Annotated in this window: 10 protein-coding genes; 8 read left to right on the top strand and 2 right to left on the bottom strand. The window is 72.0% G+C overall.

The genetic code is table 11. The features are described 5' to 3' along the window. Window positions 1–40: 40 nt before the first annotated feature. From CBM2594_RS00815 to CBM2594_RS00800, 4 genes are all read left to right on the top strand, one after another. Complete coding sequence (locus tag CBM2594_RS00815) at window positions 41–6,133, top strand: alpha-2-macroglobulin family protein (protein WP_116355171.1); 6,093 nt, start codon at window positions 41–43, stop codon at window positions 6,131–6,133. Beyond that, window positions 6,130–6,834, top strand: a complete 705-nt coding sequence (locus tag CBM2594_RS00810) for a lysoplasmalogenase (protein ID WP_116355170.1) — start codon at window positions 6,130–6,132, stop codon at window positions 6,832–6,834. Before CBM2594_RS00815 ends, CBM2594_RS00810 begins: the two co-directional genes overlap by 4 nt. Next, window positions 6,831–9,065: a penicillin-binding protein 1C gene (gene pbpC / locus CBM2594_RS00805; RefSeq protein ID WP_116355169.1), complete on the top strand. Its 2,235-nt coding sequence runs from the start codon at window positions 6,831–6,833 to the stop codon at window positions 9,063–9,065. Before CBM2594_RS00810 ends, pbpC begins: the two co-directional genes overlap by 4 nt. Before the next feature lie 94 nt (window positions 9,066–9,159). After that, window positions 9,160–10,113 carry a delta(1)-pyrroline-2-carboxylate reductase family protein gene (locus CBM2594_RS00800; RefSeq protein ID WP_116355168.1) on the top strand — a complete coding sequence of 318 codons (954 nt, stop codon included), beginning with the start codon at window positions 9,160–9,162 and terminating at the stop codon, window positions 10,111–10,113. Here the strand turns inward: CBM2594_RS00800 and CBM2594_RS00795 are convergent, their stop codons facing one another. Next, window positions 10,114–10,758 (bottom strand): TetR/AcrR family transcriptional regulator, encoded by a 645-nt coding sequence (locus CBM2594_RS00795; protein WP_116355167.1) that lies wholly within the window; start codon window positions 10,756–10,758, stop codon window positions 10,114–10,116. A 188-nt stretch (window positions 10,759–10,946) separates the two neighbouring features. Here CBM2594_RS00795 and CBM2594_RS00790 point away from each other — a divergent pair, with 188 nt between their 5' ends. Both CBM2594_RS00790 and CBM2594_RS00785 read left to right on the top strand, forming a co-directional pair. Continuing rightward, entirely contained in the window at window positions 10,947–12,932 is a 1,986-nt protein-coding gene (locus CBM2594_RS00790; RefSeq protein WP_116355166.1) for an alkyl/aryl-sulfatase, read from the top strand. A gap of 268 nt (window positions 12,933–13,200) precedes the next feature. Further along, a complete protein-coding gene (locus CBM2594_RS00785; RefSeq protein WP_116355165.1) occupies window positions 13,201–13,923 on the top strand; it encodes an OmpW/AlkL family protein in 723 nt (240 codons plus the stop codon). 61 nt (window positions 13,924–13,984) lie between these two features. Here the strand turns inward: CBM2594_RS00785 and CBM2594_RS00780 are convergent, their stop codons facing one another. Beyond that, window positions 13,985–14,185, bottom strand: coding sequence for a heavy-metal-associated domain-containing protein (locus CBM2594_RS00780; RefSeq protein ID WP_116355164.1), 201 nt, complete (start codon window positions 14,183–14,185; stop codon window positions 13,985–13,987). A 195-nt stretch (window positions 14,186–14,380) separates the two neighbouring features. Between CBM2594_RS00780 and CBM2594_RS00775 the strand changes: the two genes are divergently transcribed. Continuing rightward, window positions 14,381–16,894: a heavy metal translocating P-type ATPase gene (locus CBM2594_RS00775; protein WP_116357639.1), complete on the top strand. Its 2,514-nt coding sequence runs from the start codon at window positions 14,381–14,383 to the stop codon at window positions 16,892–16,894. Then, window positions 16,891–17,301: a Cu(I)-responsive transcriptional regulator gene (gene cueR, locus CBM2594_RS00770; protein WP_116355163.1), complete on the top strand. Its 411-nt coding sequence runs from the start codon at window positions 16,891–16,893 to the stop codon at window positions 17,299–17,301. Before CBM2594_RS00775 ends, cueR begins: the two co-directional genes overlap by 4 nt. Window positions 17,302–17,375: the final 74 nt, after the last annotated feature.

Here is a 17,375-nt window from a genome sequence, read left to right as displayed (position 1 = left end):
GCCGGGTGCCGCAAACGTGGCGGGAACGGAGGATGGCAGGATGAAGGGGATCGTCGCCCGAGCCGATCGGGGTCTTGGCAGTTCGCTGCAGCAATCGCGCCTGGCGCGGGCGTCCGCGGCGGTGGCCCTGGCGGCCGCGCTGGCTGGCCTGGCCGGCGGCGCGCTGGCCGCGCAGGTGAGCCGTTTCTCGCCGGAAGGCACGGTCGGCCAGGTGCGGCAGGTGGCCATGCGCTTCGACGAAGCCATGGTGCCGATGGGCGATGTCCAGGCTGCCGCACCGGCGGCGGTCTCCTGTACCGGCGCCAGCACCAGCGGCCAGGCGCGCTGGATCGACGCCAGAAACTGGGTCTACGACTTCGCCAGCGAGCTGCCGCCCGGGGTGCGCTGCACCGTGCGCATGCGCGCCGGCCTGCGCAGCGAGGCCGGCAACGCCTATGCCGGCAAGGCCGAATACCGCTTTGAAACCGGCGGCCCGACCGTGGTCTCGAGCCGGCCTTCCGGCGGCGAGATCGAGGAAGACCAGGTCTTCGCGCTGCGCTTCAACGGCGCCGCCACCGCGGCCTCGGTGCGCGAGCACGCCTGGTGCCAGGCGCAGGGGCTGGGCGAGCGTATCCCGGTGCGGCTGCTGGCCGGCAAGGAGCGCGACGCCGTGCTCGAGGCCATCCGCTGGGACCGCCTGGCCAAGCCGCAGCCCGACGCGGTGCACTTGCTCGCCTGCCAGCAGCGGCTGCCGGCCGCGGCGCGGGTGCAGCTGGTGCTGGGCGCGGGCATCGCCACGCCGTCGGGTCTCGCCACGCGCGAGGAACGCCGCTTCGACTACACCGTGCGCGAGCCGTTTACCGCCAGCTTCAGCTGCGAGCGCGAACATGCGCAGTCGCCCTGCACGCCGCTGCGGCCGATGTCGGTGACGTTCTCCGCGCCGGTGCCGCGCAAGCTGGCCGAGGGCGTGGTGCTGAAGACCCCGTCGGGACCGCGCGCGCCGCAGTTCGATGCCGACCTGGCGCCGGACGCCAGCGTCAGCGCGCTGACCTTCGCCGCACCGTTCGCCGAGAAGGCGCAGTTCACCATCGAAGTGCCCAGCAAGCTGCAGGACGACAGCGGCCGCGCGCTGGCCAATGCCGACCTGTTCCCGCTCAAGGTGGCCACGGCCGCGATGCCGCCGCTGGCCAAGTTTGCCGCGGCGCCGTTCGGCGTGGTCGAGCGCTTCGGCGAACTGCCGCGCGGCAAGTCGGCGGCAGACTCGGTGGCCAACTATCCGCCGCTGCTGCCGGTGACGCTGCGCAATGTCGAAGCCGACCTCGCCGTGCGCGGCGTGCAGGCCCGCGCCGGCACCGTGATGAAGCTGCGCGTGGACGACGACGCCGCCGTGATGCAGTGGCTGGGCCTGGTGCGCCGCCTGCACGAGGCCAGCTATACGCGCGGCGAACTCGACGCCGTGCTGGCGGGCCGCGCGCCGTACCGCGTCAGCAATCCGCGCAACGCGGTGTCGATCGAAACCCGCTCGGTGTCGCTGCTCGAGCGCGCGCCCGGCGTGCAGAAGCTGGCGGTGCCCAAGCCTTCGGGCGATGCGCCGCGGCCGTTCGAGGTGGTCGGCATCCCGTTGCCGGAGCCGGGCTTCCATGTGGTCGAGATCGCCTCGCCGATGCTGGGCGAGGCGCTGCTGGGCAAGCGCGCGCCGATGTACGTGCGCACCGCGGCGCTGGTCACCAACCTGGGCGTGCATTTCAAGCTGGGCCGCAGCAGCGGCAATGAAGACGACGGCAGCCGCAGCGGGCTGGCCTGGGTCACCGCACTCGACGACGGCAAGCCGGTGCGCGACGCCGCGGTCGCGGTGCGCGACTGCAGCGGGCGGCTGCTTGGCGAAGGCCGCACCGATGCCAGCGGCGTGGCGCGCTTTGCCAGGCTGGCCGCGGCACCGCAGGGCGCCTGCGAGCAGAACGGGCTGTCGGGCTATTTCGTCTCCGCGCGCGTCGGCGCCACGCACCCGCAGGCGCGCGGCAAGGCCGACATGGCCTTCGTGATGTCGGACTGGAACCGCGGCATCGAGAGCTGGCGCTTCAATGTGCCGACCGACACCAGCGCCACGCCCACCGTGCGCGCCCACACCATCTTCGACCGCACCTTGCTGCGCGCCGGCGAAACCGTGTCGATGAAGCACCTGATCCGCGCCGAGACCGCGCAGGGCTTCGCGCTGCCGCCGGCGAGCCGTCCGTTGCCCACGCGCGTGACCATCCGCCACGAGGGCAGCGGCCAGACCTATGAACTGCCGCTGCAATGGCGCCAGACCGCGACCGGCGGGCGCAGCGCGGAAAGCACCTTCCAGGTCCCGGCGGCAGCCAAGCTCGGCGTCTATACCGTCGAGCTGGAGACGCAGAAGGGCGACGGTGCGCAGGACGACGATGGCGCGCGCAGCTACACCAGCGGCAGCTTCCGCGTCGAGGCGTTCCGCCTGCCGGTGCTGGCCGGCACGCTGCAGGTGGCGGGCAAGTCCGGGCCCGTGGTGGCGCCGGCCGAACTGCCGGTGGGGGTCGAGATCCACTATCTTTCCGGCGGCGGCGCCGCCGGGCTGCCGGTGCGCATGTCCGCGCTGCTGCGCGACAAGTACGTCAGCTTCCCCGGCTATGACGAGTTCTCGTTCAACCCGCCGCGCGCGCAGCGCGAAAGCGGCGGCGACGAAGAGATGGACGAGGACCAGCAGGCCAATGCCGGCGCCGACGGCCAGAAGCTGGTCGCCGACAAGCTGCCGCTCACGCTGGACAAGAACGGCAACGGCAGCGTGACGCTGCGCAAGCTGCCGAAGACCGACGCGCCGCGCGACCTGGTGCTGGAAGCCGGCTTTGCCGATCCCAACGGCGAGATCCAGACGCTGCGCCAGACCGTGCCGCTATGGCCGGCGGCGGTGGTGGCCGGCATCCGCACCGACGACTGGGTCTCGGTCAGGCAGAAGCTGGCCGTGCACGGCGTGGTGCTCGACGTCAACGGCAAGCCGGTGGCCGATGCGCCGGTCAAGATCAATGCGCGCGCCCGCATCACCACCTCGGCGCGCAAGCGCGTGGTCGGCGGCTTCTACCGCTATGACAACCGCACCGAGACCCGCGACCTCGGCACCGTGTGCGAAACCCGCACCGATGCGCAGGGCCGCGCGCGCTGCGAGGTGGCGCTGGAGCAGGCCGGCCAGATCGAGCTGGTGGCGAGCGCGCGCGACAAGGATGGCCGCACCGCGCAGGCCGCCACCACCGTCTGGGTCACGCGCCAGGGCGAGCTGTGGTTCGGCGGCGAGAACCATGACCGCATCGACCTGCTGCCGGAGAAGAAGTCCTATGCGCCGGGCGACACCGCGGTGTTCCAGGTGCGCATGCCGTTCCGCCATGCGACCGCGCTGGTGGCGGTGGAGCGCGAGGGCATCTACCAGACCCAGGTGGTCGAGCTGCACGGCAGCGATCCCACCGTGCGCGTGCAGGTGAAGCCGGAGTGGGGGCCCAATGTCTACGTGTCGGTGCTGGCCCTGCGCGGGCGCCTGCACGAGGTGCCGTGGTATTCGTTCTTCACCTGGGGCTGGCGCCAGCCGGGCGAGTGGTGGCGCGCGTTCCGCAGCGAAGGGCGCGAGTACGCCGCACCCACCGCGCTGGTCGACCTGTCCAAGCCGGCGTTCCGGCTGGGGCTGGCCGAGATCCGCGTCGGCAATGCCGGCCACCGGCTCGATGTCGCCGTGACCCCGGACAAGACCAGCTACCCGGTGCGCGGCAAGGCGCGCGTGGCAATCCAGGTGCGACTGCCCGACGGCAAGCCCGCCGCCAACGGCGAAGTGGCGCTGGCCGCGGTGGACCAGGCGCTGCTGGAACTGATGCCCAACACCAGCTGGGACCTGCTCGACGCGATGCTGCAGCGGCGCGGCTACGGCGTGGAAACCGCGACCGCGCAGATGGAGATCATCGGGCGCCGGCACTACGGGCGCAAGGCGGTGCCGGCAGGCGGCGGCGGCGGCAAGAGCCCGACGCGCGAGCTGTTCGACACGCTGCTGCTGTGGAACCCGCGCGTGCAGCTCGACGCCGAGGGCCGTGCCAGCGTCGAGGTGCCGCTCAACGATTCGCTCACCAGCTTCCGCATCGTGGCGGTGGCGGACCTGGGCCTGGGCCGCTTCGGCACCGGCAGCGCCACCATCGCCGCGACGCAGGACCTGCAGGTGATTTCCGGGCTGCCGCCGCTGGTGCGCGAGGACGACCGCTACCGCGCCATGTTCACGCTGCGCAATACCACCAGGCGCGCGATGACGGTGCAGGCCAGCGCGCGCGGCACGCTGCTCGGCAACGAAGCCGGCCTGCCGGCGCAGACCGTGCAGATCCCGGCGGGCGAAGCGCGCGAGATCGGCTGGGACGTGACCGCGCCCGCGCTGCTGGCGTATGCGCGCAACGGCACCGTGATGTGGGAAGTGCAGGCCGCCGAGCAAGGCGCTGGCGGCGCCTCCGACCGCATCAAGGTGTCGCAGCAGATCGTGCCGGCGGTGCCGGTCACGGTGCAGCAGGCCACGCTGGCGCAGGTGGCGCCGACGCTGTCGATCCCGGTCAAGGCGCCGCCGGCGGCGCTGGCCGACCCGGCCGGCAAGGTGCGCGGCGGGGTCCAGGTCAGCTTGCAGTCGTCGCTGGCGGGCGGCATGCCGGGCGTGCGCGAGTGGTTCCGCAACTACCCGTTCACCTGCCTGGAGCAGCGCGCGTCGAAAGCCATCGGCCTGAACGACAGCGCCGCGTGGGACGCGCTGATGGCGCAGCTGCCGTCCTACCTCGATGCCAACGGCTTGGCGTCGTACTTCCCGCTGAACAGCGACAGCGACTACGGCAGCGAAGTGCTGACCGCCTACCTGCTGGCGGTCACCGACGAGGCCGCGCGCGCCGGGCTGGCGCTGCGCATTCCGGATGCGCAGCGCGCGCAGATGGAGCGCGGGCTGACCGACTTCGTCGAAGGCCGCATCCGCCGCGACAGCTGGTCGCCGGTCGGCGGCACGCAGTATCTGGAGGTGCGCAAGCTGGCCGCGCTCGAGGCGCTGTCACGCAGCGGCCACGCGCAGGCGCGCATGCTCGGGTCGATCCAGATCCTGCCGGCGCAATGGCCCACCTCGGCGTTGCTGGACTGGGCCCTGCTGCTCGCGCGCGTGCAGGACATCCCGCAGCGCGAGCAGCGCCTGGCCGAGGCCCAGCAACTGCTGCGCTCGCGCCTGACGGTGCAGGGCACGCGCCTGGCGTTCTCCACCGAGCGCAACGACAACTGGTGGTGGATGATGGCCGGCGGCGACGTCAATGCCGCGCGCCTGCTGGCGCTGGCGTCGGAGCTGCCGGGCTGGAAGGAAGATGCGCCGCAACTGGCCGCCGGGCTGCTCGGGCGCCAGGTGCATGGTGCCTGGGGCACCACCACCGCCAACGCGTGGGGCATGCTGGCGGTGACGCGCTTTGCGCAGGCGTTCGAGAAGACGCCGGTGGCCGGCACCACGCGCGCCAGCATCAGCCACGCCGAAGACGCCGCGCGCAGTTTCCGCAGTTTCGATTGGGCGCGCGCGCAGCGCAGCGACGGCGTGGCGCAGGGCAGTGTCGACCTGCCGTGGCCGGCCGGCGCCGAGGGCGGCACGCTGCAGGTCGACCACGCCGGCGCGGGCCAGCCATGGGCCACGGTGCGCGCCATGGCGGCGGTGCCGGTGACCGCGCCGCTGGCCGCGGGCTACCGCATCCAGCGCAGCGTGACGCCGCAGGAGCAGGCGGTGCCGGGCAAGTGGTCGCGCGGCGACGTGTATCGCGTCAAGCTCGAGATCGATGCGCAGGCCGACATGACCTGGGTGGTGGTCAGCGACCCGGTACCCGCCGGCGCCACCATCCTGGGCAGCGGCCTGGGCCGCGACTCGGCCATCGCCACGCGCGGCGAGCGGCGCCAGGGCGCGGCGTGGCCGGCCTATGTCGAGCGCACGCCGCAGGCCTACCGCGAGTACTTCGGCTACCTGCCCAAGGGCAAGATCTCGGTCGAGTACACGGTGCGGCTGAACAACGCCGGCGATTTCGCGCTGCCGCCCACGCGGGTCGAGGCGATGTACGCGCCCGACGTGTTCGGCGTCGCGCCCAATGCGCGGCTGGCAGTGGGGGCGCGCCCATGAGCTGGCTGGCGATGATGATGCCGGCGCGCGTGCGCGAGTGGTGGCTCGCGGGCGCGATGGCCGGACTCATCTACGGCGCGCTGCTGGTGCAGGTGGCGCTGGACCTTCCCGAGGGCGCGCCGCTGACCGGGCATATCGCCATGCAGCCGGCGTGGAAGACGGCGATGGCGCTGCTGCTGGCGCGCGCCGCGTGGTTCCACCGCGTGCCCGGCGAACGCCGCTGGCTGGTCACGGCGCTGCTGTGCTCGGCGCTGGGCGATTTCCTGCTGGCGGTGCCGGCGCTGTCGTTCTCCTTCGTCGGCGGATTGGGCGCCTTCCTGCTCGCGCACCTGGCCTACCTGCGCCTGCTGGTGCCGCTGGCGGGCGACACGCGCCCGCACCGGCTGATCGCCTGCGGCGCCATGCTAGGGGTGGCGGGCACCATGCTGGGCCGCTTCTGGCCCAACCTGGGCACGCTGGCGGTGCCGGTCACGCTGTACGTGGGGGTGCTCGCGGCGATGGTGTGCAGCGCGCTGGTGGCGCGCCTGCCCACGCCGCTGGCGGCGCTGGGCGCGCTGTGCTTTGCCGCGTCGGACCTGATGATCGGCATTGCGCGCTTCCTGGTGCCGTTCGAATCGTTCCAGCTGGGCATCTGGTGGACCTACGCCGCGGCGCAGGTGCTGCTGGTGGCGGGCCTGGCATCGGGGCGCGCGCAGCCATGACGCGGCGCCTGGCTTTGGTTGCGACGGTGGCGACGGCGGCGGCGCTGGCCTGGCCGGCACCGGCCGCGGCCTTGCCGACCTTCGCGCAGGTGCGCGCCGACTGGCGCAGCGCCGACGTGGTGGTGCTGGACCGCCACGGCGAGCCGGTGGGCCGCGTGCGCGACGACTTCCGCGCGCGCCGCGGCGACTGGGTCGCGCTGGCCGAGACTTCGCCCGCGCTGCGCACCGCCATCGTGCTGTCGGAAGACCGGCGCTTCTATGCGCACAGCGGCGTCGACTGGCAGGGCGTGGCGGCGGCGGCCTGGGCCAACCTGTGGAACACGCGTACGCGCGGCGCTTCCACGCTGACCATGCAGCTGGCCGGCCTGCTCGATGAAGACCTGCGCCGGCCGGGCGCGGCGGGGCAGGGCCGCAGCCTGACGCAGAAGCTGGGACAGGCCGCCGGCGCCGCGGTGCTGGAACGCAGCTGGAGCAAGGACCAGATCCTCGAGGCCTACCTGAACCTGGTGCCGTTCCGCGGCGAACTGGTGGGGCTGTCGGCGATGTCGCAGGTGCTGTTCGGCAAGTACCCCGAAGGGCTCGATGCGCGCGAAGCGGCGCAGGCGGTGGCGCTGGTGCGCGCGCCCAATGCGCGCGCCGCGCAGGTGGCCAGCCGCGCCTGCGGCATCCTGCGCGAGATGCGCCTGCCGCGCGAGTGCGACGGCCTGGAGGGCTTTGCGCAACTGGCGCTGCTGCGCACCGGACCGGTGGCGCAGCGTGCCGCGGCGGCGGCGCCGTCGGCAGAGTTCAAGCAGCTTGCGCCACACCTGTCGCGCCAGCTGGTCAGCGAGGCGCGCGCGCAGCTGCCGGCCGGCGCCGCCATGCCCGCGCGCATTGCGTCGACGCTCGACGCGCGCCTGCAACGCGCCGCCGTCGCCAGCCTGGACCGCCACCTGCGCGAACTGGCCGGGCGCAATGTCGAGGACGGCGCGGTGGTGGTGATCGACAACGCCAGCGGCGACGTGCTGGCCTACGTGGGCTCGTCGGGCGCGCTGTCCGGCGCCGCGCAGGTGGACCACGCGGCGGCGCTGCGCCAGGCCGGATCGACGCTCAAGCCCTTCCTGTACGCGCAGGCGCTGGAAGAAAAGCGGCTGACGGCGGCGTCGCTGCTCGACGACCGCCCGGTGAACCTGCCGGTCGGCGGCGGGCTCTACGTGCCGCAGAACTACGACCACCGCTATGCCGGCTGGGTCAGCCTGCGCGCGTCGCTGGCGGCATCGCTGAACGTGCCGGCGGTGCGCACGCTGGTGATGGTGACCCCGCACCGCTTCCACAAGCGCCTGGTGGCGCTGGGTCTGCCGCTGACCGAGGCGGGCGACTACTACGGCTACAGCCTGGCGCTGGGCAGCGCGGATGTATCGCTGCTGGCGCTGACCAACGCCTACCGCGCGCTCGCCAATGGCGGCAGCTACGCGCCGCCGCGGCTGCGGCAAGGCGCGCCGGCGGTGCCGGCGAAGGCCGTGATGCAGCCGGGCGCCAGCTACGTGATTGCCGACATCCTGTCCGACCGCCACGCCCGCGCCCGCACCTTCGGGCTCGACAGCCCGCTGACCACGCGCTTCTGGAGCGCGGTGAAGACCGGCACCAGCAAGGACATGCGCGACAACTGGTGCATCGGCTGGTCGCAGCACTACACCGTGGGCGTGTGGGTCGGCAACGCCAGCGGCGCCAGCATGCGCGACGTGTCGGGCGTGTCAGGCGCGGCGCCGGTGTGGCACGACGTGATGGAAGTCCTGCATCGCGCGCGGGCCAGCCAGGCACCGGCGATGCCCGCCGGCGTGGAGCGCGTGGCGCTGCGCTTCGACGACGGCCTGGAGCCGGCGCGCGAGGAAGTGTTCCTGGCCGGTACCGCGGTGCGGCACGTCAGCGTGAGTGCGCCGGCGGCGCGCCAGAGTGCGCCGATGATCGCCAATCCTGCCGACGGCACGGTGTTTGCGCTCGATCCCGACATGCCGCCGGCCGCGCAGCGGGTATGGTTCCATGCGCAGGGCGTGGCCGGCCAATCGGCGCGCGCGGTCAGCTGGCGCATGGACGGCAAGCCGCTCGGGCGCGGCGGCGAGGTGGCGTGGCTGCCCTGGCCGGGGCGGCACCAGGTGGAGCTGCTCGATGCCGCCGGCAAGGTGGTCGACCGCATCGGCATCGAAGTGCGCGGTGCTTCGGTGCGCGCGCCCGCGCCCGCAGCCAGGCGCTGAGGTCCGTACCGAAATCCGCCGACACGGTGCCGCGGCGAGCGCCGGTGGCCATCGGCAATAATGGCGCTTCGCCAAGTTCTGCCGGAGCCCGCGCATGTCCCTCGTTCCCCTTGATGCCGCCACCACCGCGGCGCGCCTGCCGTATCCCGAACTGGCGCAAGCCATTGCCGACATGCTGGCCGAGCTGCGCGACGGCACCGCCATGGCGCCGCCGCGCATCGCGCTGCCGGTGGGCGATGCGCAGCAAGGCGCGGGCACGCTGCTGGTGATGCCGGCGCGCAACCGCGAGCTGGTGATGACCAAGAACATCACCGTGCATCCCGGCAATCCGCAGCGCGGCCTGCCCAGCATCCTCGGCGAAGTGGTGGTGGCCGATGCGCATACCGGCACACGCCTCGCCATGCTCGACGGTCCCACCGTCACCGGGCGGCGCACCGCGGCGGTGTCGCTGCTGGCGGCGCAGCGCTTTGCCGCGCGGCCGGACGGCGAACTGCTGATCGTCGGCGCGGGCGTGCAGGCGCTGACGCACCTGGAGGCCTTCGTCCCCGGGCTGGGCGTGCGCACGCTCTGGCTGCACTCGCGCACGCGCGACAAGGCCGAGGCGCTGGCCGCGCATGCGCGTGCCTTGGGGGTGCAGGCGCAGGTGGCCGAGTCGGTTGCCGCGGTGCTGCCGCGCGTGTCGATGGTGGTCACGGTCACGTCGAGCCGCAGCCCGGTGCTGCCGGACCTCGACAGCGGGCTCTGGCGCGACCATCACTTCATTGCCGCGGTCGGCGCATTCCGGCCCGACATGTGCGAACTGCCGCCGGCGCTGTGCCATGCCGCCGCGGACCAGGGCCGCTTGCTGGCCGATACCCTGTTCGGCATCGAGGAAGAAGCCGGCGACCTGCTGCAGGCCGGCATCGACTGGGCCGACGTGCAGCCCTTCGAAACCGCGATCCTGCAGGCCGATGCCATCCGCGCGCGGGCCGGCAGCCCGCTGGTGTTCAAGAGCGTGGGCTATGCGCTGTGGGACCTGGCCGCGTGCGTGCTGGCCAGCCGCGGCTGATCAGCGGTCTCGGTCCCGCTCACGCAGCCAGTCGCCGAACAGCTCGCGTGCCGGCGCCAGGAAGGCGGCGATCGGCTCGCTGCGGTCGCTGGCGTACCAGTGGCAGTAGCAGCCGTGGATGGTCGCGATCATCAGGCGCGCCATCGCTGCGGGCAGCGCACGGCCAGGGGCCGACAGCGCCTCGACCAGATCCTGCACGTGGCTGTCCCAGCTGCGGCGGATTTCGTCGCGCACGCTGGCCGGCACGCTGCCCGAGAACAGCAGCGCCAGCACCACGCCCTTGGCCTCCGGGTTGGCGGTGAGATAGTCGGCGACGCGGTCGAAGCTGTTCTCGAGCCGCCGTGCCGCGGTCCGGCCGTGGTGCGGCTCGGCGCCCAGGTCGTCGCCGATCTGCCGGAACAGGCTGGTGGCGGCCTCCGCCAGCAGCATTTCCTTGCTGCCGAAATGCCACAGCAGGCTGCTCTTGGCCACGCCGGCCTCGGCGGAGATCTGGTCGAGCGTGACCTCGGCGTAGCCGCGCGCGCTGATCAGCCCGCGCGTGACCGCGAGCACGCGCTCGCGGGTTTCCAGCCCGCGCCGGTTCTTGGCGACCGGCGCGGAAGGGGGGGAGGCGGCAAGCTCGGCGGACTGGCGGGTCGGGGGCATGGGTGGGGGCGGGCAACCAATAGGAGCGGGGATATGGCGTCGGCAGCAGCCTGCAGCGGCGGCCGGGCTCTATTTGACAGTAGACGAGGTCTGCCAGCAAACTCCGGGATTGTACTGAACGTTCAGCACAATGACAGAAGCGTTGCCGGCCGCACCCCTGCGCCCGGCGCAGGAACCAGGAGACCAAGATGCCGTATCCGACCGCCTTTGCCGCCGCCGCCACCGCGCTGGCCGCCGCCCTAAGCCTTGCCGGGACCGCCGGCGCCGCTCCCGCCGGGGCCGGCGCAGGCAAGCCCGCCACCGACGCCACCGCGCGCGCCAACGCGGCCGTGCTGCAGCAGCTTCCGTTCCAGGACCGGCGCGACTTCGAGGCGGCGCGCCGTGGCTTCATCGGCACGCTGGACAGTACCGAGATCCGCGACGCCAGGGGCAACGTGGTGTGGACGCTGGAGCCGTACGAATTCCTCAAGCAGGACACCGCGCCCGCCACGGTCAACCCCAGCCTGTGGCGCCAGGCCCGGCTCAACCTGCACCACGGGCTGTTCCAGGTGACGGACCGCATCTACCAGGTGCGCGGCTTCGATATCGCCAACATGACCATCATCGAGGGCGATACCGGGCTGATCGTGATCGACCCGCTGACCGCGACGGAAACCTCGCACGCCGGCCTCGAGCTGTATTTCAAGCACCGGCCGAAGAAGCCCGTGCTGGCGGTGATCTACACCCACAGCCATGGCGACCACTTCGGCGGCGTCAAGGGCGTGATCAGCGAGGACGATGTCAGGGCCGGCCGGGTCAGGGTGCTGGCGCCGGAGGGCTTCATGGAAGAAGCCGTCAGCGAGAACGTCTTCGCCGGCAACGCCATGAGCCGCCGCGCCCAGTACATGTATGGCTTCAACCTGCCGCGCTCGGCCACCGGCCAGGTCGACGTGGGCCTGGGCAAGGCGGTCGCGCACGGCACGCTGACGCTGATCGCGCCGACCGACCTGATCCACAAGACCGGCGAGACCCGCACCATCGACGGCGTGCAGATCGAGTTCCTGATGGCGCCCGGCACCGAGGCCCCGGCCGAGATGCTGATGTACTTCCCGCAGTGGAAGGCCTTGTGCGCGGCCGAGGACGCGACCCACAACCTGCACAATCTCTACACCATCCGCGGCGCGCAGGTGCGCGACGCCAACCAGTGGTGGCGCGCGCTGGACGAGACCATCGACCGCTTCGGCGGCCGCACCGAAGTCCTGTTCGCCCAGCACCACTGGCCTACCTGGGGCCGCCAGGAGATCGTCACCTACCTGGGCAAGCAGCGCGACGGCTACAAGTACATCCACGACCAGTCGCTGCGGCTAGCCAACCTGGGCTACGTGCCCGCCGAGATCGCCGAGCGCGTGAAGCTGCCGCCGTCGCTGGCCAGCGAATGGCACCTGCGCGATTACTACGGCACGGTCAGCCACAACGCCAAGGCGGTGTACCAGCGCTACCTGGGCTGGTATGACGCCAACCCGGCCAACCTGAACCCGCTGCCGCCGGAAGAGGCGGGCAAGCGCTATGTCGAATTCATGGGCGGCGCCGCGCGCGTGCTGGAGCAGGCCCGCGCCGCCTATGCGCGCGGCGAGTACCGCTGGGTGGCCGAGGTGGTCAAGCACGTGGTCTTTGCCGATCCGTCCAACCAGGCCGCGCGCCAGCTCGAGGCCGATGCGCTCGAGCAGCTCGGCTACCAGGCGGAATCGTCGACCTGGCGCAACGCCTACCTGAGCGGCGCCGCCGAGCTGCGCGGCGGCCCGCCCAAGACCGGCCGCCGCGCCGGCAGCCCCGACGTGCTGCGCGCGATGACCGACACCATGTTCCTGGACTACCTGGCGATCAGCCTGAACGGCGATCGGGCCGCCGGCAAGACGCTGGCGCTGAACTGGGTACAGCCGGACACCGGCAAGCGCTTCGCGCTGACCGTGGAAAACGGCGTATTCCGCTACAAGGCCGACGCGCAGCACGCCGCGCCGCAGGCGACGCTGACCATGCCGCGCGCGGTGCTGATGGGCGTGCTGGCCGGCCAGACCACGCTGCAGGCCGAGACCCAGGCGGGCCGCGCGCGCGTCGAGGGCGACCCGCAGGCGCTGGCCGCGTGGGCGGGGCTGATGGACAAGTCCGAGCCCAACTTTGCCATCGTGACGCCCTGACGGCACTTCGGGGGCAGGCCCGCCGGTCGCTGTTGCGGGCCTGGCCCCTAAAACCGCTTCCTTGTGAGGGTTTTTTCCACGGCGCGGCATAAACCGTTGCGTGGATGCAGCGGATGGCGGCCGGGTGGGCCGCTGCCGCCCCTTTTTCCTATGGTTAACCCTCCCTTTAGGGGGCTGCCTCTACGAATCCGTGTCATTGATGAAACAACCGCGCACGGGCTGGCCGGATAATGCACGCGGCAGTTACCGAAAGAGGAGTAAGAGGATTATGAAATCGACCTATAAGAAGATGCTGGCCGCGGGCGCCGTGATGGCGCTGACCGGAGCCGCACACGCGCAGTCCGCGGGCAGCAATATCGTCAGCATGGGCTGGTTCCGCGTGATGCCGAACAGCTCCGCCGATCCGCTGACCGTCGACAGCATCGGCGGCCGCCCGGTCGGCATGACCCGTCCCAACACCGGCGCGGAGATCGAGTCCGCCGACACGCTGGGCCTGGCCTTCAGCCACTACTTCACCGACAACATCTCCGGCGAGTTCGTCGCGGGCATTCCGCCCAAGCATGATGTCAAGGGCACCGGCAACTACGCCCAGTACGGCAAGCTGGGCTCGGTCAAGCAGTGGAGCCCGGCGCTGGTGGTCAAGTACCACTTCTTCGACGCCAAGACCAAGTTCCGTCCCTATATCGGCATCGGCGTGAACTACACCTGGTTCACCGACGAGACCATTACCAACCAGAACTTCGTCAACCGCGAGTTCGCGCCGGGCGCGCGCATGACCGCGAGCGCCAAGCCGTCGTGGAACCCGGTGTTCAATATCGGCGCCAACTACGCCATCAACGACAACTGGTTCGTCGGGCTGTCGGTGTCGTACGTGCCGGTGTCGACGCGGGCGTCGTTCACCACCCAGGCCGGGCCGGTGACGATCCAGTCGCACACCAAGATCAAGATCGATCCGGTGGTGACGTTCCTGAACGTGGGCTACCGCTTCTGAGCGCGGCACACGGCAAGCAAAAGGGCGCCCGGGGGCGCCCTTTTTGCTGTCTGGCGACGGCTTACGCCACCGACTTGACCGGGTAGCCGGCTTCCTCGATGGCCTCGCGCAGCTCCTGCGTGTCGGCGTCGCTGTCGACGCGAACAGACTGGGCCGGCACATCGGCACTGACACGCGCGGCGGGGTCGACGGCCAGCACGGCGCGCGTGATGGCGCCGACGCAGTGGTTGCACGTCATGCCTTCTACCTGGAACTGGATCATGCTGGAACGCTCCTGAACAAGAGGGAAATACGGCATCGAGCCGCGACAGACACAGTGTGAACCTTGCCACGATGGGAAGCGCAAGGGGAAATTTCTGGTGTGGAGGTGGCGCGGGCAGCATCTACATCGATCCTTGACCTTCCAATGATGGTAAGGTCCATGATGCTGACATCGACACTGTGGATGACCCAGACCATGCCAGATTCCAGCGCTGTGCTCGCTTCCCAACCGGTCCGCACGGACCACCCGCCCGCCGACGCCATGCCCGAATGGCGGCTGCCGGTCGAAGGCATGACCTGCGCCTCGTGCGTGGGACGCGTCGAAAAGGCGCTGGCCAAGGTGCCGGGCGTGCGCGACGTCGCCGTCAACCTGGCCACCGAGGCCGCCACGCTGCGCGCGGCGTCCGCCGCGGTGCTGCCCGCCGCCGCGCGCGCCGTGGCCGACGCCGGCTACGCCGTGCCGCAGGACACCATCGAACTGAATATCGCCGACATGACCTGCGCCTCGTGCGTGGCCCGGGTGGAAAAGGCGCTGCGCGCCGTGCCGGGGGTGGTCGAGGCCACCGTCAACCTGGCCACCGAGCGCGCCAGCGTGACGCTGCTGCGCGGCGCCGCCGAACCCGCGGCGCTGGTCGGCGCGGTTGCGCGCGCCGGCTATGGCGCGACGCCGGTGGCGCAGGCGGTGGACGCCGGCGGTCTGGCCCGGCCCGGCCAGCCCGCGCGTCCGGCCTTCTGGGACGGCCCGTGGCCGGTGGCGATCTCGGCGGCGCTGTCGCTGCCGCTGGTGGCGCCGATGGTGCTGGAATGGTTCGGCGTGCACTGGATGCTGCCGGCGTGGGTGCAGTGGCTGCTGGCCACGCCGGTGCAGTTCGTGTTCGGCTGGCGCTTCTACAAGGCCGGCTGGAAGGCGGTGCGCGCCGGCGCCGGCAATATGGACCTGCTGGTGGCGCTGGGCACCACGGCGGCCTACGGGCTGTCGCTGTGGCTGATGTGGCGCACGCCGGCCGATGCCATGCCGCACCTGTACTTCGAGAGCGCGGCGGTGGTGATCACGCTGGTGCGCCTGGGCAAGTGGCTGGAGACGCGCGCCAAGCGCCAGACCGCCGATGCCATCCGCGCACTGGCGGCGCTGCGCCCCGATACCGCGCGCGTGCGGCGCGGCGGGGTCGAGCACAGCGTGCCGCTGGCGGCCGTGGGCGTCGGCGATGAAATCGTGGTGCGCCCCGGCGAGCGCATCCCGGTGGACGCCGAGGTGGTCGAAGGCACCAGCCATGCCGATGAATCGATGCTGACCGGCGAAAGCCTGCCGGTGCCGAAGCAGCCCGGCGACCGCATCACCGGCGGCGCGATCAATTTCGAAGGTTTGCTGGTGGCGCGCACCGTGGCGGTGGGCGCCGAGACCGTGCTGGCGCGCATCATCCGCATGGTCGAGCACGCGCAGGCGGCCAAGGCGCCGATCCAGCGCCTGGTCGACCGCGTCAGCGCGGTGTTCGTGCCGGTGGTGCTGGGCATTGCACTGGTGACGGTGCTGGGCTGGGGCCTCATTGCAGGCGACTGGGAAGCGGCGCTGCTCAATGCCGTGGCGGTGCTGGTGATCGCCTGCCCGTGCGCGCTGGGACTGGCCACGCCCACCGCGATCATGGCCGGCACCGGCGCCGGCGCGCGCGCCGGCATCCTGATCAAGGACGCCGAGGCGCTGGAAGTGGCGCACCGGGTCAGCGTGGTGGCGTTCGACAAGACCGGCACGCTGACGGTCGGCAAGCCCGAAGTGGTGGCCCTGCATGCCGCCGATCCCGCCGACGCCGACGGCCGCGCGCTGCTGGCCCGGCTGGCCGCGCTGCAGGCGGGCAGCGAGCACCCGCTGGCGCGCGCCGTACTGGCCGCGGCGCAGGCGCGCGGCATCGCCGTGCCGCCGGCCAGCGGCGTGCAGGCGCTGCCCGGCCGCGGCATTGCCGGCGTGGTCGACGGCCAGGCGCTGCAACTGGGCAGCGAGCGGCTGCGCGAGTCGCTGGGCGCGCCGGCCGGCGCGCTGGCCGCGGTGGCGGAGCAGCTGCAGGCGGAAGGCCGCACCGTGTCGTGGCTGGTGCAGGCCACGCCGCCGCGCGTGGCCGGGCTGGTCGCGTTCGGCGATGCCATCAAGCCGGGCGCGCCGGCGGCGATCGCCCGGCTGCGCGCCGCCGGGGTGCGCACGGTGATGCTGACCGGCGACAACGCCGGCGCCGCGGCGCGCGTAGCGCAGGCGCTGGGGCTGGATGACGTGCAGGCCGAAGTGCTGCCCGAAGACAAAGCCGCGCGGGTGCAGGCGCTGGGCCGCGATGGCGCGGTGGTGGCGATGGTGGGCGACGGCATCAACGATGCGCCGGCGCTGGCCGCGGCCGACGTGGGCATTGCCATGTCGACCGGCACCGACGTGGCCATGCACGCCGCCGGCATCACGCTGATGCGCGGCGACCCGGCCCTGGTGGCCGATGCGCTGGCGGTCTCGCACCGCACCGTGCGCAAGATCCGCCAGAACCTGTTCTGGGCCTTTTTCTATAACGTGGTGGGGATCCCGCTGGCCGCGGCCGGCATGCTCAATCCGGTGGTGGCGGGCGCGGCGATGGCGTTCTCCAGCGTCAGCGTGGTCGGCAATGCGCTGCTGCTGCGCCGCTGGCATGCCCAGGCCGGCGCCGCGGGCGCGTCCCCCGCCGGGCAAGGAGGCGGCAAATGAATATCGGCGAAGCGGCACAGGCCTCGGGCGTATCGGCCAAGATGATCCGCCACTATGAATCGATCGGGCTGGTGGCGGCGCCGCCGCGCACCGAAGGCGGCTACCGCCGCTACGACGAACGCGCGGTGCATACCTTGCGCTTCGTGCGGCGGGCCCGTAATCTGGGCTTCTCGCTCGACGAGATCCGCAACCTGCTGTCGCTGTGGCACGACCGCGGCCGCGCCAGCGCCGACGTCAAGGCGCTGACGCTGCGGCATGTGGCCGACCTGGAACAGCGCATCGCCGAACTGGCGGCGATGCGCGACACGCTGCGCGAACTGGCGCAGCACTGCAGCGGCGACGACCGTCCGGACTGCCCGATCCTGGCCGACATGGCGCAGCCGGAGGCGCCGGCCTGCCACGGCTGAGAGCGCGCTTCACGCGACGGTTGTCGCCACAGCAGGGCCGGCACATGCCGGCGCCGCGGACTCCATAACAACAA

The organism is Cupriavidus taiwanensis (assembly GCF_900249755.1).
Classification (GTDB): domain Bacteria; phylum Pseudomonadota; class Gammaproteobacteria; order Burkholderiales; family Burkholderiaceae; genus Cupriavidus; species Cupriavidus taiwanensis_D.
This window is presented reverse-complemented; position numbering and strand designations above follow the sequence as displayed.

Excerpts from the sequence above, each read along its gene's own strand:
- CBM2594_RS00775 (WP_116357639.1), top strand. The coding sequence starts at position 14,381 with ATGCCAGATTCCAGCGCTGTGCTCGCTTCCCAACCGGTCCGCACGGAC.
- pbpC (WP_116355169.1), top strand. The coding sequence starts at position 6,831 with ATGACGCGGCGCCTGGCTTTGGTTGCGACGGTGGCGACGGCGGCGGCG.
- CBM2594_RS00785 (WP_116355165.1), top strand. The coding sequence starts at position 13,201 with ATGAAATCGACCTATAAGAAGATGCTGGCCGCGGGCGCCGTGATGGCG.
- CBM2594_RS00790 (WP_116355166.1), top strand. The coding sequence starts at position 10,947 with ATGCCGTATCCGACCGCCTTTGCCGCCGCCGCCACCGCGCTGGCCGCC.
- CBM2594_RS00795 (WP_116355167.1), bottom strand. The coding sequence starts at position 10,758 with ATGCCCCCGACCCGCCAGTCCGCCGAGCTTGCCGCCTCCCCCCCTTCC.
- CBM2594_RS00815 (WP_116355171.1), top strand. The coding sequence starts at position 41 with ATGAAGGGGATCGTCGCCCGAGCCGATCGGGGTCTTGGCAGTTCGCTG.
- CBM2594_RS00810 (WP_116355170.1), top strand. The coding sequence starts at position 6,130 with ATGAGCTGGCTGGCGATGATGATGCCGGCGCGCGTGCGCGAGTGGTGG.
- CBM2594_RS00800 (WP_116355168.1), top strand. The coding sequence starts at position 9,160 with ATGTCCCTCGTTCCCCTTGATGCCGCCACCACCGCGGCGCGCCTGCCG.
- CBM2594_RS00780 (WP_116355164.1), bottom strand. The coding sequence starts at position 14,185 with ATGATCCAGTTCCAGGTAGAAGGCATGACGTGCAACCACTGCGTCGGC.
- cueR (WP_116355163.1), top strand. The coding sequence starts at position 16,891 with ATGAATATCGGCGAAGCGGCACAGGCCTCGGGCGTATCGGCCAAGATG.